21 protein-coding genes are annotated in these 25,722 nt (G+C 74.0%); 4 read left to right on the top strand and 17 right to left on the bottom strand.

Annotated elements, in window-relative coordinates:
- Positions 1-33 precede the first annotated feature (33 nt).
- Entirely contained in the window at positions 34-930 is an 897-nt protein-coding gene (locus ACZ7N4_RS01245) for a TIGR01777 family oxidoreductase (RefSeq protein ID WP_471352449.1), read from the bottom strand.
- Between the two features lie 74 nt (positions 931-1,004).
- Between ACZ7N4_RS01245 and ACZ7N4_RS01240 the strand changes: the two genes are divergently transcribed.
- Positions 1,005-1,493, top strand: a complete 489-nt coding sequence (locus tag ACZ7N4_RS01240) for a GNAT family N-acetyltransferase (protein ID WP_471352447.1) — start codon at positions 1,005-1,007, stop codon at positions 1,491-1,493.
- 33 nt (positions 1,494-1,526) lie between these two features.
- On the opposite strand, the gene ACZ7N4_RS01235 is transcribed toward ACZ7N4_RS01240, so the two are convergent.
- The 9 genes from ACZ7N4_RS01235 to ACZ7N4_RS01195 all read right to left on the bottom strand — a co-directional run bounded on the left by ACZ7N4_RS01235 (position 1,527) and on the right by ACZ7N4_RS01195 (position 14,974).
- The gene (locus ACZ7N4_RS01235; protein WP_471352445.1) at positions 1,527-2,711 is read right to left on the bottom strand and encodes a MarP family serine protease; all 1,185 of its coding nucleotides are present in this window, start codon (positions 2,709-2,711) and stop codon (positions 1,527-1,529) included.
- A 608-nt stretch (positions 2,712-3,319) separates the two neighbouring features.
- Positions 3,320-3,838 carry a DUF4240 domain-containing protein gene (locus tag ACZ7N4_RS01230; RefSeq protein ID WP_471353129.1) on the bottom strand — a complete coding sequence of 173 codons (519 nt, stop codon included), beginning with the start codon at positions 3,836-3,838 and terminating at the stop codon, positions 3,320-3,322.
- A gap of 55 nt (positions 3,839-3,893) precedes the next feature.
- The gene (locus ACZ7N4_RS01225) at positions 3,894-4,880 is read right to left on the bottom strand and encodes a helix-turn-helix transcriptional regulator (RefSeq protein WP_471352443.1); all 987 of its coding nucleotides are present in this window, start codon (positions 4,878-4,880) and stop codon (positions 3,894-3,896) included.
- Positions 4,881-4,938: 58 nt separating this feature from the next.
- Positions 4,939-7,641 carry a pyruvate dehydrogenase (acetyl-transferring), homodimeric type gene (aceE, locus tag ACZ7N4_RS01220; protein ID WP_471352441.1) on the bottom strand — a complete coding sequence of 901 codons (2,703 nt, stop codon included), beginning with the start codon at positions 7,639-7,641 and terminating at the stop codon, positions 4,939-4,941.
- A 278-nt stretch (positions 7,642-7,919) separates the two neighbouring features.
- The gene (locus tag ACZ7N4_RS01215) at positions 7,920-8,543 is read right to left on the bottom strand and encodes a GntR family transcriptional regulator (RefSeq protein ID WP_471352439.1); all 624 of its coding nucleotides are present in this window, start codon (positions 8,541-8,543) and stop codon (positions 7,920-7,922) included.
- 212 nt (positions 8,544-8,755) lie between these two features.
- Positions 8,756-10,588, bottom strand: a complete 1,833-nt coding sequence (gene sucB / locus ACZ7N4_RS01210; RefSeq protein ID WP_471352437.1) for a 2-oxoglutarate dehydrogenase, E2 component, dihydrolipoamide succinyltransferase — start codon at positions 10,586-10,588, stop codon at positions 8,756-8,758.
- Between the two features lie 61 nt (positions 10,589-10,649).
- Positions 10,650-12,038: a dihydrolipoyl dehydrogenase gene (gene lpdA, locus ACZ7N4_RS01205; RefSeq protein WP_471352435.1), complete on the bottom strand. Its 1,389-nt coding sequence runs from the start codon at positions 12,036-12,038 to the stop codon at positions 10,650-10,652.
- Between the two features lie 297 nt (positions 12,039-12,335).
- On the bottom strand, positions 12,336-13,889 hold the full coding sequence (locus ACZ7N4_RS01200; RefSeq protein ID WP_471352433.1) for a leucyl aminopeptidase: 1,554 nt from the start codon (positions 13,887-13,889) through the stop codon (positions 12,336-12,338).
- A 323-nt stretch (positions 13,890-14,212) separates the two neighbouring features.
- Complete coding sequence (locus ACZ7N4_RS01195) at positions 14,213-14,974, bottom strand: adenosylcobinamide-GDP ribazoletransferase (RefSeq protein WP_471352430.1); 762 nt, start codon at positions 14,972-14,974, stop codon at positions 14,213-14,215.
- 60 nt (positions 14,975-15,034) lie between these two features.
- Between ACZ7N4_RS01195 and ACZ7N4_RS01190 the strand changes: the two genes are divergently transcribed.
- Entirely contained in the window at positions 15,035-15,799 is a 765-nt protein-coding gene (locus tag ACZ7N4_RS01190; RefSeq protein ID WP_471352428.1) for a hypothetical protein, read from the top strand.
- Here ACZ7N4_RS01190 and ACZ7N4_RS01185 read toward each other — a convergent pair.
- From ACZ7N4_RS01185 to cobT, 3 genes are all read right to left on the bottom strand, one after another.
- The gene (locus ACZ7N4_RS01185; protein ID WP_471352426.1) at positions 15,739-16,497 is read right to left on the bottom strand and encodes a hypothetical protein; all 759 of its coding nucleotides are present in this window, start codon (positions 16,495-16,497) and stop codon (positions 15,739-15,741) included. The two genes, ACZ7N4_RS01190 and ACZ7N4_RS01185, sit on opposite strands and share 61 nt — an antisense overlap.
- Before the next feature lie 69 nt (positions 16,498-16,566).
- A complete protein-coding gene (locus ACZ7N4_RS01180) occupies positions 16,567-18,372 on the bottom strand; it encodes a phosphatidylglycerol lysyltransferase domain-containing protein (RefSeq protein ID WP_471352424.1) in 1,806 nt (601 codons plus the stop codon).
- 823 nt (positions 18,373-19,195) lie between these two features.
- Positions 19,196-20,338, bottom strand: coding sequence for a nicotinate-nucleotide--dimethylbenzimidazole phosphoribosyltransferase (gene cobT, locus ACZ7N4_RS01175; protein ID WP_471352421.1), 1,143 nt, complete (start codon positions 20,336-20,338; stop codon positions 19,196-19,198).
- 133 nt (positions 20,339-20,471) lie between these two features.
- Between cobT and ACZ7N4_RS01170 the strand changes: the two genes are divergently transcribed.
- Positions 20,472-21,452, top strand: coding sequence for a class I SAM-dependent methyltransferase (locus tag ACZ7N4_RS01170; protein WP_471352419.1), 981 nt, complete (start codon positions 20,472-20,474; stop codon positions 21,450-21,452).
- A 27-nt stretch (positions 21,453-21,479) separates the two neighbouring features.
- Here ACZ7N4_RS01170 and ACZ7N4_RS01165 read toward each other — a convergent pair whose 3' ends face one another.
- The gene (locus ACZ7N4_RS01165; RefSeq protein WP_471352417.1) at positions 21,480-22,682 is read right to left on the bottom strand and encodes a bifunctional adenosylcobinamide kinase/adenosylcobinamide-phosphate guanylyltransferase; all 1,203 of its coding nucleotides are present in this window, start codon (positions 22,680-22,682) and stop codon (positions 21,480-21,482) included.
- A gap of 80 nt (positions 22,683-22,762) precedes the next feature.
- Between ACZ7N4_RS01165 and ACZ7N4_RS01160 the strand changes: the two genes are divergently transcribed.
- Positions 22,763-22,972, top strand: a complete 210-nt coding sequence (locus ACZ7N4_RS01160; protein WP_467924507.1) for a hypothetical protein — start codon at positions 22,763-22,765, stop codon at positions 22,970-22,972.
- Positions 22,973-23,019: 47 nt separating this feature from the next.
- Here the strand turns inward: ACZ7N4_RS01160 and ACZ7N4_RS01155 are convergent, their stop codons facing one another.
- The 3 genes from ACZ7N4_RS01155 to ACZ7N4_RS01145 form a co-directional block, all read right to left on the bottom strand.
- Complete coding sequence (locus ACZ7N4_RS01155) at positions 23,020-24,099, bottom strand: S1C family serine protease (protein WP_471352415.1); 1,080 nt, start codon at positions 24,097-24,099, stop codon at positions 23,020-23,022.
- A 56-nt stretch (positions 24,100-24,155) separates the two neighbouring features.
- On the bottom strand, positions 24,156-24,860 hold the full coding sequence (locus ACZ7N4_RS01150) for a class I SAM-dependent methyltransferase (RefSeq protein WP_471353127.1): 705 nt from the start codon (positions 24,858-24,860) through the stop codon (positions 24,156-24,158).
- An 80-nt stretch (positions 24,861-24,940) separates the two neighbouring features.
- A complete protein-coding gene (locus tag ACZ7N4_RS01145) occupies positions 24,941-25,567 on the bottom strand; it encodes a DUF3043 domain-containing protein (protein WP_471352413.1) in 627 nt (208 codons plus the stop codon).
- Positions 25,568-25,722: the final 155 nt, after the last annotated feature.

The following is a 25,722-nucleotide window of genomic DNA, read 5'->3' as shown; positions in this document are numbered from 1 at the left end:
GAGGTCGCATACGGTCACTTCCGTTCGCCGGTGTCACCCGGCCGCGCGGATCGCCTCGTCGATGCCCGGGAAGGCGAACCGGAACCCCGACTCCAGCAGCCGCCTCGGCACCACCCGCTGGCTGCCCAGTACGTCCCCGGCCATCTCCCCGAGCGCCGCCCGCAGCACCGGGGCGGGCACCGCGCACACCGCCGGCCGGTGCAGCACCCGGCCCATCGCCGCGGTGATCTCACCGTTGGTCAGCGGCTGCGGAGCCGTCAGGTTGACGGGGCCGACGAGGCCGTCGTGGTCGATGAGATGCCGCAGCGCGGCCACCTCGTCGTGCAGCGCGATGTACGACCAGTACTGCCGCCCGTCGCCCAGCCTGCCCCCGAGCCCCGCCCGGAACAGCGGGAACAGTCGCGCCCAGGCCCCGCCGCCCCGCGCCACCACCAGGCCGGTGCGGGCGAACACCGTCCGCACCCCCGCCTCCTCGGCGGGTGCCGCCGCCTCCTCCCACTCCACGCACAGCCCGGCCAGGAAGCCGTCGCCCGGCGGCGCCTCCTCGTCCACCACCCGGTCGCCCGTGTCGCCGTAGAAGCCGATCGCGCTGCCGTTCACGAACACCCGCGGCGGACGCGGCAGCGCGGCCACCGCCTCGGCCAGCGCGGCCGTGCCCAGCACCCTGCTGTCCCGCATGACCCGCTTGTACCCGGGGGTCCAGCGCCGGTCGCCCACCCCGGCCCCCGCCAGGTTCACCACCGCGTCGCACCCGGTCAGCCCGGCCGCGTCGACGTCACCCCGCTCCGGGTCCCAGCGGACCTCGTCCGCGCCCCGGGGCGCCCGGCGCACCAGCCGTACCACCTCGTGCCCGTCCGCGGTCAGGGACCGCACCAGGGCGCTGCCGATCAGGCCGGACGCGCCGGCCACCGCGATGCGTGAACGTTCCATGGCACCAGCATGACCGTACGGCCGGTCGTCAACCCGTTGGGGCGGTGCGAACCGCGCGCCGTAGGGTGACCGTCATGCCGGAGCCCTCCATACGCCTCGCCCACGCCGACGACGAGGACGAACTCGCCGCCCTCGACCGGGACACGTGGTCCACCCTGCACGCCGTGGCCCCCGAGCCGCAGCCGCCCTACCAGCCCTTCTTCGACGCGCGGCACCGGCCGGAGGACTTCCTCGTCGCCGAGTCCGGCGGACGTCTCCTCGGCTACATCCGCCTCACCCGCCCCACCCCGCTCCCCTCCAACGCGCACGTCCTGTCGGTCCAGGGGTTCGCCGTCGCCGACGAGGCCCGCGGGCGGGGCGTCGGGCGCGCGCTGGTCCGGGCCGCCGTCGCCGAGGCGCGCCGGCGCGGGGCGCGCCGCCTCACCCTGCGTGTGCTCGGGCACAACACCCCGGCCCGCGCCCTGTACGCGTCCGAGGGGTTCGCCGTCGAAGGCGTGCTGCCGGGGGAGTTCCTCATCGACGGCCGGTACGTCGACGACGTGTGCATGGGCCTCGGCCTGTAGGTCCGGCAACCCCGTGAGCCGGACGGCAACCGGCTAGGAGTCGACCAGCGCGCCGGTGTCCACCCGGGCCGTCGCCGTGGCCGCGCGCCGGGCGTCGCCCCCCACCTCGGCCGCCGTCAGCGCGTACCCCGTCTCGGCGTCCGAGGTGGACCGGGCGAAGACCATCCCGAACACCCGGCCGTCCGTCGTCAGCAGCGGCCCGCCGGAGTTGCCCGGCCGGACCGTGGAGCGGACCGAGTAGATCTCCCGGGTGACCGTGCGGTCGTTGTAGATGTTCCGGCCGGTCGCCCGTACCCGGCCGCCCACCGTCGCCGCCTGCAGGTCCAGCGACCCGTTCTGCGGGTAGCCCGCCACCACGGCCGCGTCCCCGCGCGCGGCGCCCGGGTCGAACCGCAGCACCGGCGCCCGCAGCTCCGGCACGTACAGCACCGCCACATCCCGGTCGGGGTCGAAGAGCACCACCCGCGCCGGGTACGACGGCCCCACCCCGCCCACCCGCACGCCCGGGTCGTCGATGCCGGCCACCACGTGCGCGTTGGTCATCACCCGCTGCGGCGCGTACACGAACCCGCTGCCCTCCCGGCCCTCCGCGCCCGCGGTGCCCTCGACCTTCACCGAGCTGAGCCTCGCCGCGCGCGCCGCCGCCGGGGTGACGCTGTCCCCGGTCGGCCGGGCCACCCGGGCCGTCGACTCGTTCTCGAACGGGTTGAACACCTGCGGGAAGCCCGCCTCGGCCAGCGCGGAGGTGGCCCGGGAGAACCAGGCGGGCGTGGTCTGCGGCATCGCCTGCTGCACCGCGCCGAGCAGTGTGGAGTTCCGTATCGCCGCCGTCAGGGGCTGCGCCGGGGCCGCGCCCAGCACGCTCGCCGCCACCCAGGCCACGACCAGCACCGCGACCGAGTTCGCCGCCGCGCCCCCCACCCCGTCCGCCACCCGGAGCGGGCCCCGGTCCAGCTCCCCGCGCAGCCGCAGCGCCAGCCGGCCCGCCAGCGCGTGCCCCACCACCCCCGGCAGCAGCACCGTCACCACCGCGAGCACCGTCGCCGCCGCCGTACCCCGCGCCACCTGGCCCGTCACCCACGGCAGCAGCCACACGCCGACCGCCGCGCCGCCCACGAACCCGGCCAGCGAGACACAGCCGGCCACCAGCCCGCGCCGGTAACCGGACACCGCGTAGACGACGATCAGCAGCAGGAGCAGCAGGTCCAGCAGGTCCACGGAGCCGCCTTTCTCTCGGACCCCTCGGTACGGGCGGGATCGGTCCGCTGATCAGCACACGCCCTGGCGCGGCCCCCGGGCGGCAGAACCGGTCATGTACGTGTGTACCCCGGGAAACGACCCGGACCAGGACGATGGTTCCATCAAGTGGCACAGTGCACATCACGGGCGGGACGCGGTCCCTCCAGCGCCCGCCGACCGCTCAGCCGGCCCCTTGGCGGGCGCTCGGCCCCGCCCCCGCCGACCGTCCCGTCGGCATCCCCGCCCGCACGCTCGGCCGGATCCCCACCGACCGCCCGGGCCGGCCCCCGCCCGACCGCCCGGCCGGCCCCCACCGCCCCCGCGGCCCCGCCGCGGACGGCACACGGTCCGTGCCCAGTCCCGCTCCTCCGGTCGGGCAGGACGGCGCGGGCGGACCCTGAGGCGGGGACGGACGAGCGGTACGGAGAGGCGTGACGGAGTCGCGTCACGGCGCGGTGGGCGGGCCCGGGACCGCGGTGGTCCCTGGGCGGTGCTGTGCGCGGTCCTGACCGTGCTCCCCGGCCCGGTCGCGGTCCCCGCGTCCGCCCTCGACCAGGCCGACGCGGCTCCGACGCGCCACCCCGGCCTCACCCCCTGAACCGCTCCCACAGGCGGGGGTAGCGCTGCGCGAGGGCCCGGTCGTCCTCCAGGTCCAGGGGCGTGCCCGCCGGCTCGGCGGGTGCCGGGGCGATGCCCAGATCGGGGGCGACGGTGCCGGTCAGCTGCTCGTACGCCTCGTCCGCCGCGTATCCCAGCTCCTCGCCGTCGCCGTCGATCTCCTCGTCGAACTCGTCCAGCAGCTCGGCCAGCGCGTCCGGCTCGTGCAGGGCCCCCTCGAACACCTCCCGGCCCTGGCCGATCAGCCAGCACCGGAAGAAGTCGAACGCGTCGTCGCTGCACCCGTCCAGCAGCAGCCAGGCCGCTCCCCACAGGTCCCAGCGGTAGGCGCGGTTGTAGCGGGCCTCGAAGTGACGGGCGAAGTCCAGTACCAGCTCGGGGTCCAGCCGGAGCAGCCGGTCCAGGAGCGCGTCGGCCTGCTCCTCCGGGTCACCCTCGGCGGCCTCCCGGGTGGAGTCGATCAGCTCCCAGAACTCCGTCTCGTCCATCACGGAACCAGCATCGGGCCTCGGCCGGTGGGCCGCACGCGGAGTCCCGGGATCCTCACCGGTCCTCCGTACGGCGGTACAGCGCGGCGATCCGGGCCGCGTCCGCCGCGAACCGCTCCCGCAGACTCTCCGGAGCCAGCACCTCCGCCTCCGCGCCCAGCGCCGTCAGCTGGCCGTGCGCGACCTCCTCCGACTCCACGGGCAGCGTCACCGTCACCCAGCCCCCGGCATCCGGCTCGCCCGGGCTCGCCAGCGCCTCCCGCGCACCGACGGGATCCACGGCGTGCGGCAGCCGGCGCACGCCCTCCGGGGACAGCCGTACGACCACCTCCGCCCGCAGGATCGACCGGGCGAACCGCTCGGCCTGCTCCGCCCAGAAACCGGGCAGGTCGAAGTCTGGCTCGCGGTCGAAGCGTTCGCCGAGAGCGTCGACACCGTCGAACCGGTCGATCCGGTACGTCCGGAAGGAGCCGCTGTCCGCCGCCCGCGCGCACAGGTACCAGACCCCCGCCTTCAGCACGAGCCCGTACGGCTCCAGCAGCCGCTCCACAACCGTCTCCCCGCGCCGGTAGACCGCGCCGACCCGCAGGTCGTCCCACACCGCCTCGGCGAGCACCGGCAGCAGTGCGGGCGTCTCCGGCTCCCGGAACCAGGCGGGCGCGTCCAGGTGGAACCGCTGCGCGGCCGTGTCCGGCGCGTCCCGCAGCGAGGGCTGCAGCGCGGCGGAGACCTTCAGCCGCGCCGCCGAGGCCGCGTCCTCGAGCCCCATCTCCCTCAGCGCCCCCGGCACCCCGCTCAGGAACAGCGCCTCGGCCTCGCTCCGGGCCAGCCCGGTCAGCCGCGTCCGGTACCCCCCGACCAGCCGGTACCCGCCGACCCGCCCCCGCTCCGCGTAGACCGGCACGCCCGCCTCCGACAGCGCCTGCGCGTCCCGTGTCACGGTCCGCTCCGACACCTCCAGCTCCCGTGCCAGCTCGGCCGCCGTCATGGCGGGCCGGGACTGGAGGAGCAGAACCATCTTGATGAGACGAGCGGCGCGCATGCGCCCATCATGCAAGAGGCCCCCGCCGAAGCGGGGGCCTGCTCACGCGTGCGGTGCTCTACAGCCCGTACTTCTCCCGGGCCTCCTTGACCGCCGTCGCCTTGACCTCGCCGCGGCGGGCCAGCTGGGCGAGGGCCGCCACGACGATCGACGGGGCGTCGACGCCGAAGTGGCGGCGGGCGGCCTCACGGGTGTCCGACAGACCGAAGCCGTCGGCGCCCAGCGAGGACCAGTCCTGCTCGACCCACTGCGCGATCTGGTCCGGGACCTGGCGCATGTAGTCGGACACCGCGAGGACCGGGCCCTCGGCGCCCTGGAGCGCCTGGCGGACGTACGGCACCCGCTCCTCGCCGCGCAGCAGGGCCGCGTCGGCCTCCATGGCGTCCCGGCGCAGCTCGGACCAGGAGGTCGCGGACCACACGTCGGCGGCCACGCCCCACTCCTCGGCGAGCAGCCGCTGCGCTTCGAGGGTCCAGTGGATCGCCGTACCCGAGCCCAGCAGCTGGATGCGCGGGGCGTTGGCGGCCACGGTCACGCCCGCGGACTCCGCCGTGTTGAAGCGGTACAGGCCCTTGACGATGCCCTCGTCGATGCCGAGGCCCTGCGGCTTCGTCGGCTGCGGCAGCGGCTCGTTGTAGACCGTCAGGTAGTAGAAGACGTTCTGGTCCTCGCCCGGCTTGGCCTCGCCGTACATCCGGCGCAGACCCTCACGGACGATCACCGCGACCTCGTAGGCGAACGCGGGGTCGTACGTCAGCGCGGCCGGGTTGGTGGCGGCGATGACCGGGGAGTGGCCGTCGGCGTGCTGCAGGCCCTCGCCCGTCAGGGTCGTACGGCCCGCGGTGGCGCCGACGAGGAAGCCGCGGCCGAGCTGGTCGCCGAGCTGCCACATCTGGTCGGCGGTGCGCTGCCAGCCGAACATCGAGTAGAAGATGTAGAACGGGATCATCGCCTCGCCGTGCGTCGCGTACGCGGTGGACGCGGCGATGAAGTCGGCCATCGAACCGGCCTCGGTGATCCCCTCGTTGAGGATCTGGCCGTTCTCGGCCTCCTTGTAGTACATCAGCTGGTCGCGGTCGACCGGCTCGTACGTCTGGCCCTTGGGCGAGTAGATCCCGAGCGACGGGAACAGCGACTCCATACCGAAGGTGCGCGCCTCGTCGGGGACGATCGGCACCCAGCGCCTGCCGGTCTCCTTGTCGCGGACCAGGTCCTTGACGAGACGGACGAAGGCCATGGTGGTGGCGACGTTCTGCGAACCGGAGCCCTTGTCGAAGGAGGTGAAGGCCTTCTCCGCCGGGGCCGGCAGCGGGGCCAGCGCGTGCGTACGGCGGGCCGGGGCGGGGCCGCCCAGGGCCGCGCGGCGCTCCTGGAGGTAGCGGACCTCGGGGGAGTCGGCGCCCGGGTGGCCGTAGGGCACCACGCCGTCGACGAAGTCGCTGTCCTTGATCGGCAGGTCCAGCAGGTCCCGCATCGTCTTGAACTCGTCCACCGAGAGCTTCTTCATCTGGTGGTTGGCGTTCTTCGACGCGAAGCCCTCGCCGAGGGTGTGCCCCTTGACCGTCTGGGCCAGGATCACGGTCGGCGCGCCCTTGTGCTCGACGGCGGCCCGGTACGCGGCGTAGACCTTGCGGGACTCGTGACCACCGCGGGAGAGGTGGAAGCACTCCAGGATCTTGTCGTCGCTCAGCAGCTTCGCCATCTCGGCGAGCGCCGGGTCCTTGCCGAAGAAGTCCTGGCGGATGTAGGCGGCGTCGCGGGTCTGGTACGTCTGGATCTGCGCGTCCGGTACCTCGCGCAGCCGGCGTACCAGCGCGCCGGTGGTGTCGAGCTGGAACAGCTCGTCCCAGGCCGTGCCCCACAGCGTCTTGATCACGTTCCAGCCGGCGCCGCGGAACTGGGCCTCCAGCTCCTGCACGATCTTGAAGTTGGCGCGGACCGGGCCGTCGAGGCGCTGCAGGTTGCAGTTGATGACGAAGGTGAGGTTGTCCAGCTCCTCACGCGCGGCCAGCGCGAGGGCCGCCGTCGACTCCGGCTCGTCCATCTCGCCGTCGCCGAGGAAGGCCCAGACGTGGGACGCGGAGACGTCCTTGATGCCGCGGTTGGTCAGGTAGCGGTTGAAGCGCGCCTGGTAGATCGCGGAGAGCGGGCCGAGGCCCATCGACACCGTCGGGAACTCCCACAGCCAGGGGAGGCGGCGCGGGTGCGGGTACGACGGCAGGCCGTTGCCGCCGGCCTCCTGGCGGAAGTTGTCCAGGTGCGCCTCGTTCAGGCGGCCGTCGAGGAAGGCGCGGGCGTAGATGCCGGGGGAGGCGTGGCCCTGGATGTACAGCTGGTCGCCGGAGCCGTCGCCCTCCTTGCCCTTGAAGAAGTGGTTGAAGCCCGTCTCGTACAGCCAGGCGGCGGAGGCGAAGGTGGCGATGTGGCCGCCGACGCCGTGCTTCGCGCCCCGGGTCACCATCGCGGCCGCGTTCCAGCGGTTCCACGCGGTGATCCGGGCCTCCATCTCCGGGTCGCCGGGCACGCCCGGCTCGGCGGAGGTGGGGATGGTGTTGACGTAGTCCGTCTCGAGGAGCTTCGGCAGCGCGACGCCGCCCCGCTCGGCGCGCTCCAGCGTGCGGCGCATCAGGTACGCGGCGCGGTGCGGCCCGGCCTCCCTGGCGACGGCGTCCAGGGAGGCCTGCCACTCGGCGGTCTCCTCCGGGTCGCGGTCCGGGAGCTGGTCGAGCGCGCTCGGCTGGATGGCGTTGGGGTCGGTCATGTCGCCGCCTTCCTCAGTCGAAGGGGGTTCCCTCATCGGTAAGGGTTCGGGGTTGCCCTTGGTCTTTGGCAGGACAGGGCAGGGACTTCGGTGGAAGTCCGTCGGCGACTGTAACTCCCTGATCGATGATCGATCAAAGGGTTGAGGGCCAAAACCTCTTGATTTGGAGAAAGTAGGCACGCGGTGCCTTCGGTGATGGCACCGGGTGACGCGTTGGAGCCTTGTTTTCGCAGGTGAGGCGGCGTATGAGCGCGGGCGCGCTCGGCTGAACCGGGGGCTCAGGCGCGCGGCGCGCAGCCCAGCACGTGCGCCTTCACCAGCTCCGGGATCCGCGGGTCCCGGCGCTTGAACGCCTGCACCAGCTCCTCGTGCTCCTCCGCGTACGACTGCTGGACCGTGCCCAGCCAGCGGATCGACAGCGCCGTGAAGACCTCGATGCCGAGCCCTTCCCACGTGTGCAGCAGCACCGAGTTGCGCGCGGCGCGGACCAGCTCCCGGTGGAAGCCGACCGTGTGCCGCACCTGGGCGGTGCCGTCCGCCTCCCGGTCGGCCTCGTACAGGGCCAGGACGTGCGGCTCCAGTGCCGAGCAGTCCTCCGCGAGGCGCTCCGCCGCGAGCTCGGCCGCGATGGCCTCCAGACCGGCCCGGACCGGGTAGCTCTCCTCCAGGTCGGCGGCGGTGAGATTGCGGACGCGTACGCCCTTGTTGGGGGCCGACTCGATCAGGCGGAGCGACTCCAGCTCGCGCAGGGCCTCGCGGACCGGGGTCTGGCTGACCTCCAGCTCGGTGGCGATCCGGCGCTCCACGATGCGCTCGCCCGGCTGCCAGCGCCCGCTGACGATCCCCTCCACGATGTGCTCGCGGATCTGCTCGCGCAGCGAGTGGACGACGGGCGCGGTCATGAGGGCTCCTTCGGGAGGGCTGACGCTTAGACAATACGGCCGGTTCGCTCCGCCGGTAGGGCGCGTGGGGGTGCTTTGGCGCAGGTGAGACGAGGCTTACACGCTGCGTATGCCGACAAACACGAACACCCCGCCCGGAGAAAGCTCCGGACGGGGTGCCGCAGGGACGGACGCGGAGGCCCGGCTCGACTTCACCGGGATCCTCGATCCCGTCAGAGGCCCAGCTCGACCTCGAACTCGCCGGCCTCGAGGATCGCCTTGACCGCCGTCAGGTAACGGGCCGCGTCGGCGCCGTCGACCAGGCGGTGGTCGTAGGAGAGGGTCAGGTAGGTCATGTCGCGGACGCCGATGACCGTGCCCTCCTCGGTCTCGATGACGGCCGGACGCTTGACCGTGGCACCGATGCCGAGGATCGCGACCTGGCCCGGCGGCACGATGATCGTGTCGAACAGGGCACCGCGCGAACCGGTGTTGGAGATGGTGAAGGTCGCGCCGGACAGCTCGTCCGGGGTGATCTTGCCGGCCCGGACCTTGCCCGCCAGCTCCGCCGTGGCCTTGGCGATGCCCGCGAGGTTGAGGTCGCCGGCGTTCTTGATGACCGGGGTCATCAGGCCCTTCTCGGAGTCCACCGCGATACCGATGTGCTCGGTGTCGAAGTAGGTGATGGTCCCCTCGGCCTCGTTGATCTTGGCGTTGATGACCGGGTGGGCCTTCAGCGCCTGCGCGGCCGCCTTGACGAAGAATGGCATCGGGGAGAGCTTGACGCCCTCGCGGGCCGCGAAGGAGTCCTTCGCCCTGCCGCGCAGCTTCATCAGACGGGTGACGTCGACCTCGACGACCGACGACAGCTGGGCCTGCTCGTGCAGCGCCTTGACCATGTTGTCGCCGATGACCTTGCGGATGCGCGGCATCTTGACGGTCTGGCCGCGGAGAGGGGAGACCTCCAGCGCCGGGGCCTTCTTCGCGGCGGCCGGAGCGGCGGCAGCGGCCGGAGCCGGGGCGGCGGCGGCCTTCGCGGCCTCGGCGGCGGCGATGACGTCCTGCTTGCGGATGCGGCCGCCGACGCCGGTGCCCTTGACACCGGCCAGGTCGACGCCGTTCTCGGCGGCGAGCTTGCGCACCAGCGGGGTCACGTACGCGCCCTCGTCCGTCGCCTGGGTGGCGGTCGGGGAGGTCGGCGCGGTGGCCGGGGTGACCGGGGCCGGGGCGGGCGCCTGGGCCGGAGCGGCCGGGGCCGCGGCGGCGGGCGCCGGAGCCGGAGCGGGCGCCGGGGCCGGGGCCGGGGCGGCGGGGGCCGGGGCGGGGGCCGGGGCGGGGGCCGGGGCGGCGGCCGGAGCCGGAGCCGGGGCGGCGGCGGCCGGGGCCGGGGCGGGCTCCGGAGCGGCGGCCGGGGCGGCACCCGGGGCGCCGATGACGGCGAGCTTGGCGCCGACCTCGGCGGTCTCGTCCTCGCCGACCGTGATCTCCAGCAGCACACCCGAGGTGGGCGCCGGGATCTCGGTGTCGACCTTGTCCGTGGAGACCTCGAGCAGCGGCTCGTCGGCCTCGACGCTGTCGCCGACCGACTTCAGCCAGCGGGTGACGGTGCCCTCGGTGACGGACTCGCCGAGCGCGGGCAGGACCACGTCCGTGCCCTCGGCGGAGCCGCCGCCGGAAGCCGCCTCGGCGGTCGGGGCGGGGGCGGGGGCGGCCTGCTCGGTGGACGGGGCGGCCTGCGGGGCGGGCTCGGGCTCGGCGGCCGGAGCGGGCTCGGCGGCCGGGGCGGCCTCGGCGGCCGGGGCGGCCTCGGCGGCGGCGGGCGCGCCCGTGCCGTCGTCGATCAGGGCCAGCTCGGCGCCGACCTCGACCGTCTCGTCCTCGGCGACCTTGATGGAGGCCAGCACGCCGGAGGCCGGGGCCGGGATCTCGGTGTCGACCTTGTCGGTCGAGACCTCGAGCAGCGGCTCGTCGGCCTCGACGTGCTCGCCCTCGGCCTTCAGCCAGCGGGTGACAGTGCCCTCGGTGACGCTCTCACCGAGCGCCGGAAGGGTTACGGAAACCGCCATGGTTTCGGTTGCTCCTAACGAATTGCGGAAGTCTGTGTCGTCGCGCCCGTTGACCGAAGGCTCAGTCGTGGGAGTGCAGCGGCTTGCCGGCCAGGGCCAGGTGGGCCTCGCCGAGCGCCTCGTTCTGCGTCGGGTGGGCGTGGATGAGCTGGGCGACCTCGGCCGGCAGCGCCTCCCAGTTGTAGATCAGCTGGGCCTCGCCGACCTGCTCGCCCATGCGGTCGCCGACCATGTGGACGCCGACCACGGCACCGTCCTTGACCTGGACGAGCTTGATCTCGCCCGCGGTCTTGAGGATCTTGCTCCTGCCGTTGCCCGCCAGGTTGTACTTCAGAGCGACGACCTTGTCCGCGCCGTAGATCTCCTTGGCCTTGGCCTCGGTGATGCCGACGGAGGCGACCTCCGGGTGGCAGTACGTCACCCGCGGGACACCGTCGTAGTCGATCGGAACGACCTTCAGACCGGCCAGACGCTCCGCCACCAGGATGCCCTCGGCGAAGCCGACGTGCGCGAGCTGGAGCGTCGGGACGAGGTCGCCGACGGCGGAGATGGTCGGGACGTTGGTGCGCATGTACTCGTCGACGAGGACGTAGCCGCGGTCCATGGCGACCCCGGCCTCCTCGTAGCCCAGGCCCTGCGAGACCGGGCCGCGGCCGATGGCGACGAGCAGGACCTCGGCCTCGAACTCCTTGCCGTCGGCGAGGGTGACCTTGACGCCGTCCTGCGTGTACTCGGCCTTCTGGAAGAAGGTGCCGAGGTTGAACTTGATGCCGCGCTTGCGGAACGCGCGCTCGAGGAGCTTCGAGGAGTTCTCGTCCTCGACGGGGACGAGGTGCTTCAGGCCCTCGACGATCGTGACGTCGGTGCCGAAGGACTTCCACGCGGAGGCGAACTCGACGCCGATGACACCGCCGCCCAGGATGATCGCGGACTTGGGCACGCGGTCCAGGACGAGGGCGTGGTCGGAGGAGATGATCCGGTTGCCGTCGATCTCCAGGCCCGGCAGCGACTTCGGCACGGAGCCGGTCGCCAGCAGGACGTGGCGGCCCTGGACGCGCTGACCGTTCACGTCCACGGAGGTGGGGGAGGACAGCCGGCCCTCACCCTCGATGTACGTCACCTTCCGGGACGCGATGAGGCCCTGCAGACCCTTGTACAGGCCCGAGATCACGTCGTCCTTGTACTTGTGGACGGCCGGCACGTCGATGCCCTCGAAGGTGGCCTTCACACCGAACTGCTCGCTCTCGCGGGCCTGGTCGGCGATCTCGCCCGCGTGCAGCAGGGCCTTGGTGGGGATGCAACCCCGGTGCAGGCAGGTGCCGCCGACCTTGTCCTTTTCGATCAGGGCGACGTCCAGGCCCAGCTGCGCCCCGCGCAGGGCCGCGGCGTAACCACCGCTACCACCGCCGAGGATCACTAGGTCGAAAACGGTGCTGGCGTCGTTCGCCACGTCACGTCCTCCATGCATGTGCGCCGTATGCCGGGCACCCTTGCCCCTTCGGGAGGTGACCGGCCGGTCGGCTGGTGTCCGGCCGCTTGATGCTTCGGCCCTTCGGTGGGGGCCCTGTCCTGCCGGGCTCCATCTTCGCACTTGTCGGACGAGATCGAGACGCCGGGCCGGTGTGTGAGACGTCCCACGTTCGGGCGCCCGGAAGGGGCGCGGGGCCGGGGCCGCCGCGCGGGCGCGACCGGCCCCGCGCGGCGGCAGTCACCGTACTGCGGTCGGAACCGAGCCGGTGGGCGGTCGTCAGCCCAGGTCGCCCTCGGCCGTCAGCTCCGCGAGACGGATCAGCGTCCGCACCGCGGACCCCGTGCCGCCCTTCGGCGTGTATCCGAAGGGGCCGCCCTCGTTGAACGCCGGGCCGGCGATGTCGAGGTGGGCCCAGGTGATGCCCTCGCCCACGAACTCGCGCAGGAACAGGCCGGCGACCAGCCCGCCGCCCCACCGCTCGCCCATGTTCGCGATGTCGGCCACCGGCGAGTCCATGCCCTTGCGCAGGTGCTCCGGCAGCGGCATCGGCCAGGCCGGCTCGCCGACCTCCTCGGCCGCCTCGTGCACCGCGGAGCGGAACGCGTCGTCGTTGGCCATGACGCCGAAGGTCCGGCTGCCCAGCGCGAGCACCATCGCGCCGGTCAGCGTGGCCACGTCCACGATCGCGTCCGGGTTCTCCTGCGAGGCCGCCCACAGCGCGTCGGCGAGCACCAGCCGGCCCTCGGCGTCGGTGTTGAGCACCTCGACCGTCTTGCCGCTGTACATGCGCAGCACGTCACCCGGGCGCACGGCGGAGCCGGACGGCATGTTCTCGGCCAGCGCCAGCCAACCGGTGACGTTGACCTCCAGGCCGAGACGCGCGGCGGCGACGACCGCGGCGAACACGGCGGCGGCACCGCTCATGTCGCACTTCATCGTCTCGTTGTGCCCGGCCGGCTTCAGCGAGATGCCGCCCGAGTCGTAGGTGATGCCCTTGCCGACGAAGGCCAGGTGCTTCTCCGCCTTCGGGTGCCGGTACGACAGCTTCACCAGGCGCGGGGTGGCCGCCGAGCCGCCGCCGACGCCGAGGATGCCGCCGTAGCCGCCCTTGGCCAGCGCCTTCTCGTCGAGCACCTGCACCTTCAGGCCGTGCTCCTTGGCAGCGGCCTGCGCGATCCCGGCGAAGGCCGCGGGGTCGAGGTCGTTCGGCGGCATGTTGATCAGGTCGCGGGCGCGGTTCAGCTCCTGGCAGACCGCGACCGCGCGGGCCAGGGCGCCCTTGTGCGCGGCGTCGCGGGGCTTGCCGCCGAGCAGCGCGGCCTCGGCCAGCGGCGCCCTGCCGTTCTTGGACTTGCCGTTGCCGGCGTCCTGGGCGCTGCCCTTGTAGGTGTCGAAGGAGTAGGCGCCGAGCAGGATGCCCTCGCTGATCGCGCCGACGGCACCGGGGCCGTCGACGGGCAGCGCGAACGCGGCCTTCCTCGACCCGGTGAGTGCCCGGGCGGCCACGCCGGCGGCCTTGCGCAGCGCCTCGGCGTCGTAGCCGTCCGCGCCGTCCTCGGCGTTCTTGCCGCCGGGCTCCTCGCCTAGGCCCACCGCCACCACGAGCGGGGCCTTGAAGCCGGCCGGGGCGGGCAGCTTCGTCAGCTCGCCCTCGGCACCCGAGGCGCCGAGGGTCTCCAGGACGCCGGCCAGCTTGCCGTCGTACGCCTTGTCCACGGCCTCGGCGCCGGGCGCGACGACGGGCCCCTGGGCGCCCTTGGCGACACCGATCACGATCGCGTCGGCCCGCAGGCCGGGCGCCGCGGCGGTGCTGAGAGTCAGAGCAGTCACGGTGGTGAATTCTCGCTTCCGATGTGAAGTTGCTGTGGCCGATGAAGGGGTGGGTCGACCGGGCCCGAGAGCCGACCCTAGGTCCAGGCCTGGGGACTGGTGGCAACCGGGGCCTTCACCCTGTCGGCGAACACCCGGGACGAGACTACGCGCGTGGGTGCGTTCGCTCATTCCTTCGGGTGTTCACCCGCGTGTGGCGTGGGGGCCACATCCACCCCCTGTGCTCGCATGATGTCCGCTGATTCCCCGCGGAACACCGCAGGGGGAAGCCGGGGGAAGCAACCGCAAGGGGGAAGCGGGGGGAGCCCGGGAGAAGCGGTGCGCTACCGGCCGAGGGCCAGCACCACCAGCGACACGGTCGCGGCCGTCTCCGCGACCGCCCCGAACACGTCCCCGGTGACCCCGCCGAACCGGCGGAGGCACACCCGCAGCAGCACCTCGGCCCCGCCGGCCCCCGCGCCCACCGCGACGGCGGCGTGCGCACCCGCCGCCCCGGCGACCGCCACCACCGCGACCCCGGCCCCCAGGGCGGCAGCCGTCGGCACCGCCCCGGCCACCGCCGCCCCCAGCCCCTCCGGCCGGGCGGCCGGCACCCCCGCGCGGGCGGCCAGGGTGAGCGCCAGCCGGGCCGTGACCGCCGAGACCACGGCCGCCACGGCACCCCGGGTCCAGGATCCGCCGTAGAGCTGGGCCAGCACGGCCACCTGGGCCAGCAGGACCAGGACGAGGGTCAGCACGCCGAACGGCCCGATGTCCGACTGCTTCATGATCCGCAGGGCGTCCTCGGCGGGCTTGGCGCTGCCCAGCCCGTCGGCGGTGTCGGCGAGCCCGTCGAGGTGCAGCCCCCGGGTCAGCGCGGCCGGGACGGCGACCGAGGCGACGGCGGCGAGCAACGGGCCCGCGCCGAGGAAGAGCAGCAGCAGGCCGAGCCCCGCCGCGCCGCCGCCGACGACCAGCCCGGCCAGCGGGGCGCACAGCATGCCCCCGCGGGCCGCATCCCGGTCCCAGCGGTGCACCCGTACGGGCAGCACGGTGAGCGTGCCGAAGGCGAAGCGGAGGCCGTCGAGGGGAGCAGACTTGAGCACCGGCGCAGGGTACCGGGCGGCCGGAGAGCCGCCGGCGGGAGCCGGGGCTACAGTGCGCACATGGGGCACTGGTGGGTGCGGAACATCGTCGAGCCGGGCAAACTCCCGCTGCTGCTCGCCCTCGCCGCCTTCGTGCTGACCTTCGTCGTCACCCGCGTCGTCACCCGGCTGATCCGGGCCGGCAAGGGCCCGTTCGGCAACGTCAGCGCGGGCGGGCTGCACATCCACCACGTCGTCCCCGGGGTCGTCCTCACCGTCGTCGGCGGCTTCGGCGCGGTCGCCAGCGACCGGCACGGCGCGGGGGCGGCCGTCTCCGCCGTCCTGTTCGGCACGGGCGCGGGCCTGGTCCTGGACGAGTTCGCGCTGATCCTGCACCTGGACGACGTCTACTGGACCGAGGAGGGCCGCAAGAGCGTCGAAGTGGTCGTGCTCACCGCCGCCCTCGTCGGTCTGCTGCTCGCCGGTTTCTCCCCGTTCGGCGTCAACGACCTCTCCCAGGAGGAGCTGCACGACCGCGGCGGCGCCATCGCCACCGTCGCCGGGAACTTCCTCCTGTCGCTCGTCGCCCTGGGCAAGGGCAAGGCCCGCATCGCGCTCTTCGGGGTGATCGTGCCGCTGGTGGCACTCGTCGGCGCGGTCCGGCTCGCCCGCCCCGGCTCCCCGTGGGCCCGCCGCTTCTACGGCCGCCGCCCCCGCGCCCGTGCCCGGGCCGCCCTGCGTGTCTACCGGCACGACCGCCGCTGGGCCCGGCCGCGCCGTGCCCTTCAGGACTGGATCGGCGGCAGACCCGACCCCCGTCCGGAACGCCTGCCCGGCCACCGCTGACCGCTCCCGCCCGGCCCCCACGGACGGCGGGCGCGGCCCGGCCGGCTCCGGACGCGCTGCCGCAGCGCCGCCAGCAGGCACAGCAGCCCCACCGCCATCAGTGCGGCCAGGTGCTCCTTGCCGGCCAGGTTCTCCTTCAGCAGCACCTCCACGACCATGGCCAGCGTCACCGCGCCCGCCGTCGCATAGGCGCCGTACCGCCAGCTCACGAACACCGCCAGCCCCACCACGGCCGCCGACGGGCCGGTGTCCACCACCTGCCCGTCGGTCCACGGCAGCCCGAACGGTGCGTGCGCGCCGAGGGTGGTGCCCAGGCGCGCGTACAGGGTGCCGGCGAGCGTGGCGACGTACGCGATGGTCAGCGTCCGCCACCGGCCCAGGCACAGCTCGGCGATCCCGAACACCAGCAGGATCTGGGCCAGCGCCCCCCACACCGGCAGGTCCAGCGCGGGCACGAACAACGACAGGGGAGTGCGCAGCAGGGCCTGCCACAGCGGGTCGTCGGCCCGTACGGCACCCGCGTCCTGCACGAGCTGGTACCCCCACGGCTGGTTCTGCACGAACTGGAGTAACGCGGTCAGGCCCACCGCCGCCAGGCTCATGGGTACGGCCGCCGGCCCCCGCCCGCGCAGCGGCTCGCGCACGGCGGCGCACAGCGGCCCCCACTCGGCCCTCGCCCAGCGGGCGAGCGCCCTCATCGCGCTCCCCTCATCGAACGTGCCCCCGTCGAGCGTTCCTGCCATCGAGCGTCCCCCGTCGAACGTGTCTCATCGGTGCGTGTCCAGGTGCCTGCGGTGCAGCCACTTCGGCAGTCCCGGCGCCTCCAGGAACCCCTCCGCCCGGGCCGAGGCGAGGCCGATGCGCGGCAGGTCCGCGCTCTTCTCGAAGAGCAGGAACCGCGGTTCCCAGATGGGCCGGTACTTGGCGTTGGCGCGGTACAGCGACTCGATCTGCCACCAGCGCGAGAAGAAGCTGAGCAGCGAGCGCCACAGCCTCAGCACCGGCCCGGCGCCGAGGCGCGCGCCACGTTCGAAGACCGACCGGAACATCGCGAAGTTCAGTGAGACCTGCGTGATCCCGGTCTCGTCGGCCCGCCGCAGCAGCTCGATGACCATGAACTCCATCAGCCCGTTGGCGGAACCGTCGAGGTCCCGGTCGCGCCGCATCAGGTCCAGGGACAGCCCGGTGGGCCCCCACGGCACGAAGGAGAGCAGCGCGCGCAGCCGCCCCTCGGCGTCCGTGCACTCCAGCATCACGCACCGGCCGTCCCCGGGGTCCCCGAGCCGGCCCAGTGCCATGCTGAAGCCGCGCTCGGTGGCGCCGTCCCGCCAGTCGTCGGCGCGCTCGACCAGGAAGGCCATCTCGTCCGCCGGGATGTCCGCGTGCCGCCGGATGCGCACCCGGTACCCGGCCCGCCGCACCCGGTTGTAGGCCTGCCGGACGGTACGCATGGCCCGGCCCTCCAGAGTGAACTCGGCGACCTCCACGATCGCCTCGTCCCCGAGTTCCAGCGCGTCCAGACCGTGCCGGGCGTACACCGTCCCGGCCTCCTCGCCCGCCCCCATCACCGCCGGGATCCAGCCGTGCGCCCGCGCCTGTTCGAGCCACGGCTCGATCGCCCCCGGCCACGCCTCCGGGTCCCCGATCGGGTCCCCGGACGCCAGGCTCACCCCGCCCACCACCCGGTAGGCGACGGCCGCCTTCCCGGTCGGCGACCACACGACGCTCTTCTCCCGGCGCAGCGCGAAGTAGCCGAGCGAGTCCCGGTCGCCGTGCCGCTCCAGCAGCTCGCGCAGCCGCTTCTCGTCGTCCTCGGTGAGCGGGTCCACGGCCCGCCGGGAACGGAAGGCGGCGTAGAGGACGGCGAGGACGAGGGCCGTACTGAGCACGTTGATCACCACGTTGGCCCAGTTCGGCGGGTCGATCCCCGGGAAGCGGGACTCCTCGGCCGCCACCGACACCAGCCGCAGGGTGCCGTAGTGCCAGCGCTCCGGGAAGGTCGAACGGGCCGCGTCCGGTGCCTGGTTGGTGACCGTCACCAGCAGTCCGGCCAGCAGGCTCGCCGCCAGCCCGCCGCCGACGGCCACGAGGGCCGCGAGCCGGGGGTTGGACCGGTCGCCCTTGGCGTAGAACTCGCGCCGTCCGGCGAGCAGCGCGCCCACGAAGGCGGCGGTCAGCGCGAGGGAGACCCAGTTCTGCGGGTACCGCCGGATCTCCGGGAACGCCATGGCGAAGGCGAACAGCACCAGGAAGAGCCCGCTCACCACCAGGTTGAGGATCCACGCGGCACGCTTCCGGCGCCGCATGGTGATGGCCAGGAAGGCGGTGAACACCCCCGAGGCGAAGCCGGCCGTCAGCAGGTAGGGGGTGAAGAAGTCGTCCTGGTTGTGCCGGCGCACGTCCTGGCCGAGCGAGACCCACACCGCGCTGAGGAAGTTGATGAAGGCGACGGTCCGCAGGTACCAGACGGCGCCCGCGGCGGCCCTCCGGGACACCCCGGTGGACCGCCGCACCCACTCACCCGTCCGCGCCGCCTCGTCTCGCTGCTCCCCGGCAATTCGGGCATCTCCCATGGAGCAGGATCATATGGGCGCGGGTCAGGTGAACCGCGCTATTCCGGCTCGGGATCCCTTGTCCGCGTGACGAAGCCCGATCTTCTTACCGGCGGCGAGGACTGCGATGGCGAGGGCGGCGGCGTCCGGGCAGACCGGCGCTGGGCCGGGCCCGTCGTCCAGCGGGGACGGCGCCGGGCCGGGGACGGCGCTCAGCGGGGACGGCGCCGGGCCGGGGACGGTGCTCAGCGGGGACGGCGCTGGGCCGGGGACGGCGCTCAGCTCGGCCGGCGTTTCAGTCGGTCCGGCGCTTCGCCGGTCCGGCGCTCCGTCGTGCGACGGTGCCCGGCAGTGAAGAGACTCAGCGGGGTCGGCACGCAGCCGGGCCGGCGCTCGGCGATGACGGCGCTCAGTCCGGTCGGCGTTCCGCCGCGCGAAGGCGCCCGGCAGCGACGACACTCAGCCGGGTCGGCACGCAGGCGAGTCGACGCTCGGCGATGACGGCGTTCGGTCGTGACGGCGTTCAGTCCGGTCGGCCTTCCGCCGCGCGAGGGCGCCCGGCAGCGACGACACTCAGCCGGGTCGGCACGCAGGCGAGTCGACGCTCGGCGATGGCGGCGTTCGGTCGTGACGGCGTTCAGTCCGGCCGGCGGTTCAGCCGGGCCGGCGTTCCGCCGCGCGAAGGCGCCCGGCCGCAACGCGACTCAGCCGGGCCGGGCGCGCAGCGAAGGCGGCCTTCAGCCGCGACGGCGCTCCGCCGACCCGGCTGAATCCGACTCCGCCGAACCCGGCTCCGCTGAATCCCGCTCGGTGGGAGCCGGCGTGCCGAAGCGGTCGCAACCGCCTACTGCGCCGCCTCGGCCTCCCCTTCCGGCTCGGTCTGCCCCTCCGGCTTCGTCTCGCCCCCGGGTTCCGGCTCGTCCCCCGGCTCCGTCTCGCCCCCCGGCTTCTCGGGGAGCTCCGCGGCCAGGGCTGCCGCGGCCGTGACCAGCGGTAGTGCCAGCAGCGCGCCCACGCCCTCGCCGACCTTCACGCCCTGCTCCAGCAGCGGCTCCAGGGCCATCCGGTCCAGGGCCTTGGCCTGCCCCGGTTCCCCGCTGTCGTGCCCGGCCAGCCACCAGTCCGGCGCCCGGAAGGCGACCCGCTGGGCGACCAGCGCGCACGCGGCGGCCACCACCCCGTCGAGGATCACCGGCAGCTTCCGCACCGCGCACTGCAACAGGAACCCGGTCATCGCCGCGAGGTCCGCCCCGCCCACCGCCGCCAGCAGCCGCAGCTGGTCCCCGAGCACCGGCCGGGCCCGCCGCAGCGCGTCCCGGATCGCCGCGCACTTGCGCATCCAGGCCAGGTCGTCGATCGCGACCCCGCCCCGCCCGGTCACCACGGAGGCGTCGGTCCCGCACAGCGCGGCGATCAGCACCGCCGCCGGGGTGGTCCCGCCCACGCTCAGGTCGCCCAGCACCACGAGATCGGTGCCCGAGTCGGCCTCCTCGTCGGCGACCGCGACCCCCGCGAGCAGCGCGGCCTCCGCCTCCTCCAGGGTGAGCGCGTCCTCGACGTCGATCCGGCCGCTGCCCCGCCGTACCCGGTGCCGCGTCACGTCCTTCGGCAGGGCGTCCGGCTCGCAGTCCAGGCCCATGTCCACGACCCGTACCGGCACCTCCAGCCGGCGCGCGAGCACGGACACCGGGCTCGCCCCCTCCAGCACCGCCCGCACCAGCTGCTCCGCCCCGCCCGCGGACCGGGCCGAGACGCCCAGTTCGGCGATGCCGTGGTCGCCGGCGAAGAGCACCACCCGCGGCCGCTCGACCGGCCGCACCGGCACGGTGCCCCGCGCCGCGGCCAGCCACTCGCCCAGCTCGTCCAGGCGGCCCAGCGCTCCCGGCGGCACGATCCGGCGCTCCCGCCGGGTCTCGGCGTCACGGCGCACGCCCCCGTCCGGGCGCTCGATCTGATCGGTGAAGTCGTCCAGATTAAGGCTGCTCATTCGCCGAACAGTACCGCCAGCGAACGACGCCTTCCGCGCCACGTCGCCACCACACCCCCACGACGTCATTGCACCTCGGAACCTGATCCCATACGTTCCGGTTTGCCGCGGAATGTCGCACAGGGAGCCGCCCATGCCGACCTCGCCCCTCACCCCGCAGTTCACCACCGCCCACGACCCCTTCCAGGAGCCGCGCCGCGAGGACTGCCCCTGGTGCGGCTCACACCACCTGCGCACCCGGGTGCGCGCGCCCGACCCGCTGCGGCACCGCCCGGGCACCTTCGCCCTCGACGTCTGCCGGGACTGCGGCCACGGCTTCCAGAACCCCCGGCTCACCGCGGAGGGACTGGCCTTCTTCCACCGGGACGTCTACGAGAGACAGCTGGAGGAGTTCGCCTCCCGCCTCCGCTCCGAGAGGGCGGTCCGGCGCCGGCACCGTGCCACCGCCTGGCGGCTGTCGGGCCTGGGCGAACCGGAGAGCTGGCTGGACGTCGGCACCGGCCACGGCCGCTTCCCGGAGGCGGCGAAGGAGTTCTTCCCGTACACCAGTTTCGACGGGCTGGATCCGACGGCCCGGGTGGAGCAGGCGCTGCTGGAGGGGCGGGTGGAGGAGGCGCACCGCGGCTACCTCGCGACGCCGGGGCTGGCGGCCCGGCTGCGCGCCCGCTACGACGTCGTCACGATGTTCCGCCACCTGGAGCAGGCGCCCGACCCGCGCGCCGAACTCCGCGCCGCGCTGACCGTGCTGCGGCCCGGCGGCCACCTGGTCGTCGAAGTCCCCGACCCGCGCTGCCTGTTCGCCGCGCTGCTCGGCAAACGGTGGCTGCCCCACGGCCAGCCGCGCCACCTGCACCTGGTGCCCCTGGCCAACCTCCGCGCGGAACTGGAGTCCCTGGGCTGCACGATCCTCGTCACCGACCGCCGCACCCCCCACGTCCCCTGCGACCTCGCGGCGGCCGTCGCCCTCTGCGCGGTCCACGTCCACCCCGTGCTCCAGCTGGCGGCCTCACCCGTCCTGGACGTGGCCGCGGCCCTGGACCACACCCTGGCCCCCCTCTTCCGCCGCACCCGCTTCTCGAACGCGTACCGGGTCGTGGCGCGCAAGGAGCGCTAGGGCCTCTCTTCCGGCCCCGGCCGCGCGTCACCCCCGGAGCACCAGCGCCTGTCCTGCCACCACCAGCAGCACCTGCTCGCACTCCGCCCCGAACGCCGCGTTCAGCCGCCCGAGTTCGTCCCGGTACCGCCGGCCGGAGGGGGTCGCGGGGACGATGCCGGAGCCGACCTCGTTGGACACCGCGACCACGGTCCGGCGCGTGGCCCGGACCGCGGACGTCAGCTCCCGCACCCGCTCCCGCAGGGCCTTCTCGCCGCCGCCCGCCCACTCCGCGTCGTCCCACGCCCCGACGGAGTCCATCACGTCCGTCAGCCACAGCGACAGGCAGTCGATCAGCAGCGGCGGCCCGTCCTCGGCCAGCAGCGGCACCAGGTCCGTCGTCTCCGCCGTACGCCACGACCCCGGCCGCCGCTCCCGGTGCGCGGCCACCCGTGACGCCCACTCGCCGTCCCCGCCCCGCGTGCCGCCCGTCGCCGCGTACAGCACGTCCGGGAAGGTCTCCAGCCTCCGCTCCGCCTCCACCGACTTGCCCGAGCGCGCCCCGCCCAGCACCAGCGTCCGGCGCGGCACGTCCGGCACCTCCTCGTACGCCCCCACCACCAGCGTCGTACCGTCCGGCACCGCCCGCGCCCCGGCCGCCGCCAGCCGGCGCCGCAACTCCGCGCCCGGCGGCACGTCGTGGTCGAGGTGGACGGCGATGACGTCCGTCGTGGGGCCGGCCGAGCCGACCGCGCGCAGCCGGGCGAGCCCGTCCGGGCGGCCCACGACGTCCGCGAGGAGCATGTCGTACGACTCCGCCGTCGCCTCCGCCAGGCCGGCCGGCGCCCCGCCCGGGGGCAGGTACAGCAGCCGCTGCCCGTCCGGCCCGGTCACCGCGTACCCGGTGCCGCCCGCGTCCATCGCCACGGCCCGCACCCGATGCCCCGTCAGCAGCGCGAGCTCCCGCCCGTCCGGCACCCGCCCGGGCTGCGGCAGCCCGGCCGGCACCTCCACCGCCGGGCCGTCGTGCGGATGCGACAGCAGTACCTGCCGTACCCCGCCCAGCGAATGCCCGGCGCGCGCCGCCGCGAAGGCCGCGCCCGGTGTCAGGTCGAGCAGCAGCGCGCCGTCGACCAGCACCGCGGTCGCGGCCCGCGCGTCCGGTCCGAGCGCGGTCGCACAGGCGGCACAGGAACAGTCGGGTCGAGGCAGCCCCGCCGGGGCACCGGTACCGAGCAGAGTGATGTCCACGGACCGATTTTCGCCTGTCCCCGCAGGTCTTGCGCTTCCGGCTAGGCTGCCGGGCAGGTGTCGGATCAAAGGAGGCCCACATGACGGCATGGACGTGGCGGTTCGAGAAGGCCGACGGGACGGAGGTCCAGCCGGCGGTGCAGCCCGAGGAGTTCACCACGCAGGGCGACGCCGAGTCCTGGATCGGCGAGCACTGGAAGGCGCTGCTGGAGGGCGGGGCCGACCAGGCGCGGCTGTTCGAGGAGACCGCCGAGATCTACGGGCCGATGAGCCTGCACGCCGACGCCTGACCCGCGTCCGGCGGGCAGCGACCGGGGGTGAGGAGGGGCCGCCCTCCTCACTGCTCGCCCAGCGTCACCTCGACCGTGTGCTCGGTGCCGTTGCGCTGGTACGTCACCCGGGTCCGCCCACCCGGCCTGTCCACCGCGAGTGCCTCGGCGAGCGAGGTGATGTCGACGACGGCCTGGTCACCCACCTTGGTGACGATGTCCCCGGGGCGCAGGCCCGCCTTGTCGGCCGCGCCGCCGGGACGCACGCTGACCACCGCCACCCCGATCGGCTGGTACTGGTCGTTCAGGAAGGTCCGCCCGGTGATGTCGAGGGCCGCCCGCCCGGAGTCGACGACCTTGCCCTCCTTGATGATCTGGTCGGCGATTGTCCTCACCATCGACGCCGGGATCGCGAACCCGATGCCGGGCGCCGTACTGCCCCCGAGGCTGGGGTCGGCCGCCGCGAGCGTCGGGATGCCGATCACCTGTCCGTCCAGGTTGACCAGGGCGCCCCCGCTGTTGCCGGGGTTGATCGCGGCCGACGTCTGCACCATGTTCGCGATGGTCGCGCCCGTACCGCCGCCCGTGTCCCCCTCGCTGACGGTCCGTCCGGTCGCCGAGACGATGCCCTGGGTCACGCTCGACGACAGCCCCAGCGGCGAACCCATGGCCAGCACGATCTGCCCGACCTGCACCTTCTCCGAGTCCCCGATCACCGCCGGCTTCAGCCCGTCCCGCACCCGGTCCAGCCGGATGACGGCGAGGTCCTGCTCGGGGTAGGAGAAGACCAGGCTCGCGGTCAGCGGCTCCTCGTTGTTGGCCGTGGTGACCCGGAAGGTCTTCTCCGAGCCGACCACGTGCGCGTTGGTGACGATGTGTCCCTTGTCGTCGTACACCACCCCGGAGCCCAGGTCCCGGCTCGCCTGGATCTGCACGACCGACGGCAGGACCTCCTTGATGACCCGCTGGTACTGGTCCTGCAGGTCGGTCCCGGCCCTCGGCGCGGCCGCCCGGACGTCCGCCGTGGCGTCCTGCGCGGTGGGGGCGAGGGGAGTGGTGCAGCCGGCGGCGAGGAGCGCGCAGGCCACCGGCACGGTCCTGCGGACGGCCGCCCGGAGGGCTCGCGCACGGGTACGGAAAGCGTCCATGCCCCGAGTCTCACCGCAGGGTGATCACCCGGCCCCCGCTGTTGCCCCGAACGGGCTCAGCCGCGTACCCCGCACAGATGCAGCAGCGCCGCCACCCCGCGGTACGGGTCCGTGCGCCCGGCCCGCTCCTCCACCGCGAGCAGCGTGTCGAGGTCCTGGGGGACCGCCGCGTCGTCCGCCGCCGTGTCCGTGAAGACGCGGACGCCGTACCAGGCGTGCAGCGGGGCGGCGATGCCGTCGAGCGTGGCGGTGAGGGAGGCCAGGCGGTCGGCGCGGACGGACACGCCCAGGCGGTTGCGGTAGGCGGTGGTGTCGAAGGCGGCCAGGGCGCCCGCCCAGTCACCGCCGAGGCCGGGACGCATGGCCAGCGCGTCGCCGTTGCGCACCAGCAGGGAGAGCAGACCGCCGGGGGCCAGCATCCGGGCCAGGCCCGCCACCAGCGGGTCGGGCTCCTCGACGTACATCAGGACGGCGTGGCACAGCACCACGTCGAAGCTGCCCGGCAGGAAGTGCACCCCCGTGTCCCGCCCGTCGCCCTCCACCAGCCGGACCCGCTCCCGGATGCCCTCCGGCTCCCGGGCCACGGTCTCCCGGGCGGCGGCGATCATCGTCGGATCGCGCTCCACCCCCGTCACCTGGTGGCCGAGCCGGGCCAGCCGCAGCGCCTGCGCGCCATGGCCCATCCCCACGTCGAGCACCCGCAGCCGCCGCCCGACGGGGAACCGCCCGGCTATCTGCTCGTCGAGCTGCCGCGCGACCAGCTCCTGGCTGACGACGTCGCGCAGCCCGTCCAGCCGGTTCGGCCGGGCGCCGGCCGCGTCCCCGGCGAAGGCGTCAGCGCTCAGGGCCGCTCTCCGCGCTTCACCTGCGGCTTCGGCAGCCGGAGCCGGCGCATCTGCAGGGACCGCATCAGCGCGTAGGCGACCGCGCCGCGCGTGTTCTCGTCCGGGAAGCGCTCCTTGAGCCGCTTCTTCAGCCGGAAACCGCTGACCGCCGCGTCCAGCACGATCAGCACGATCACGATCAGCCACAGCAGCAGCGCCAGGCTCTGGATCGAGGGCACCCGCACCACACTCAGCACCAGGATGACCACGGCGAGCGGCAGGAAGAACTCCGCCACGTTGAACCGCGAGTCCACCCAGTTCCGGGCGAACTTGCGGACCGGGCCCTTGTCCCGGGCGGGCAGGTAGCGCTCGTCACCGGACGCCAGCGCCTGGCGCTGCCGTTCCAGGGCCTGGCGCCGATCCTCGCGCTGACGCTTCGCGGCCTCCTTGCGGTTGGTGGGCGTGTGGGCCACGCTGCGCCGCTGGGACTGGGCCTCACTGCGCTTGGGCGTGGGCCTTCCCTTCGGGGCCTGCGGGTCACGGGGCTGCTTGGAGAGGGTCACCTGAGCCTTGTCGGCGGGGGCCTTCTCGTCCTTGGCACGGCTACGGAACACAAAACCCAAGGGTAAGGGCTGCACCGGCATGGACCCCAGCCCGGTGGGGAACGATCCGGCAACGCCGGACGTCTGTACAGGGTGGATCACCTACTCCTCACGCCGGAGCGGAGCGGCCCGCAGTCGTCCTCGGGGATGAGCGCATCACCCCGCGAACGGTGCGGTAATGGAAGCAGGGCCCGTAC

The sequence above is a fragment of the Streptomyces sp. NPDC107654 genome (genome assembly GCF_055639035.1).
Note: the sequence above shows the minus strand (reverse complement) of the source record. Positions and strands in the feature narration are given on the sequence as shown.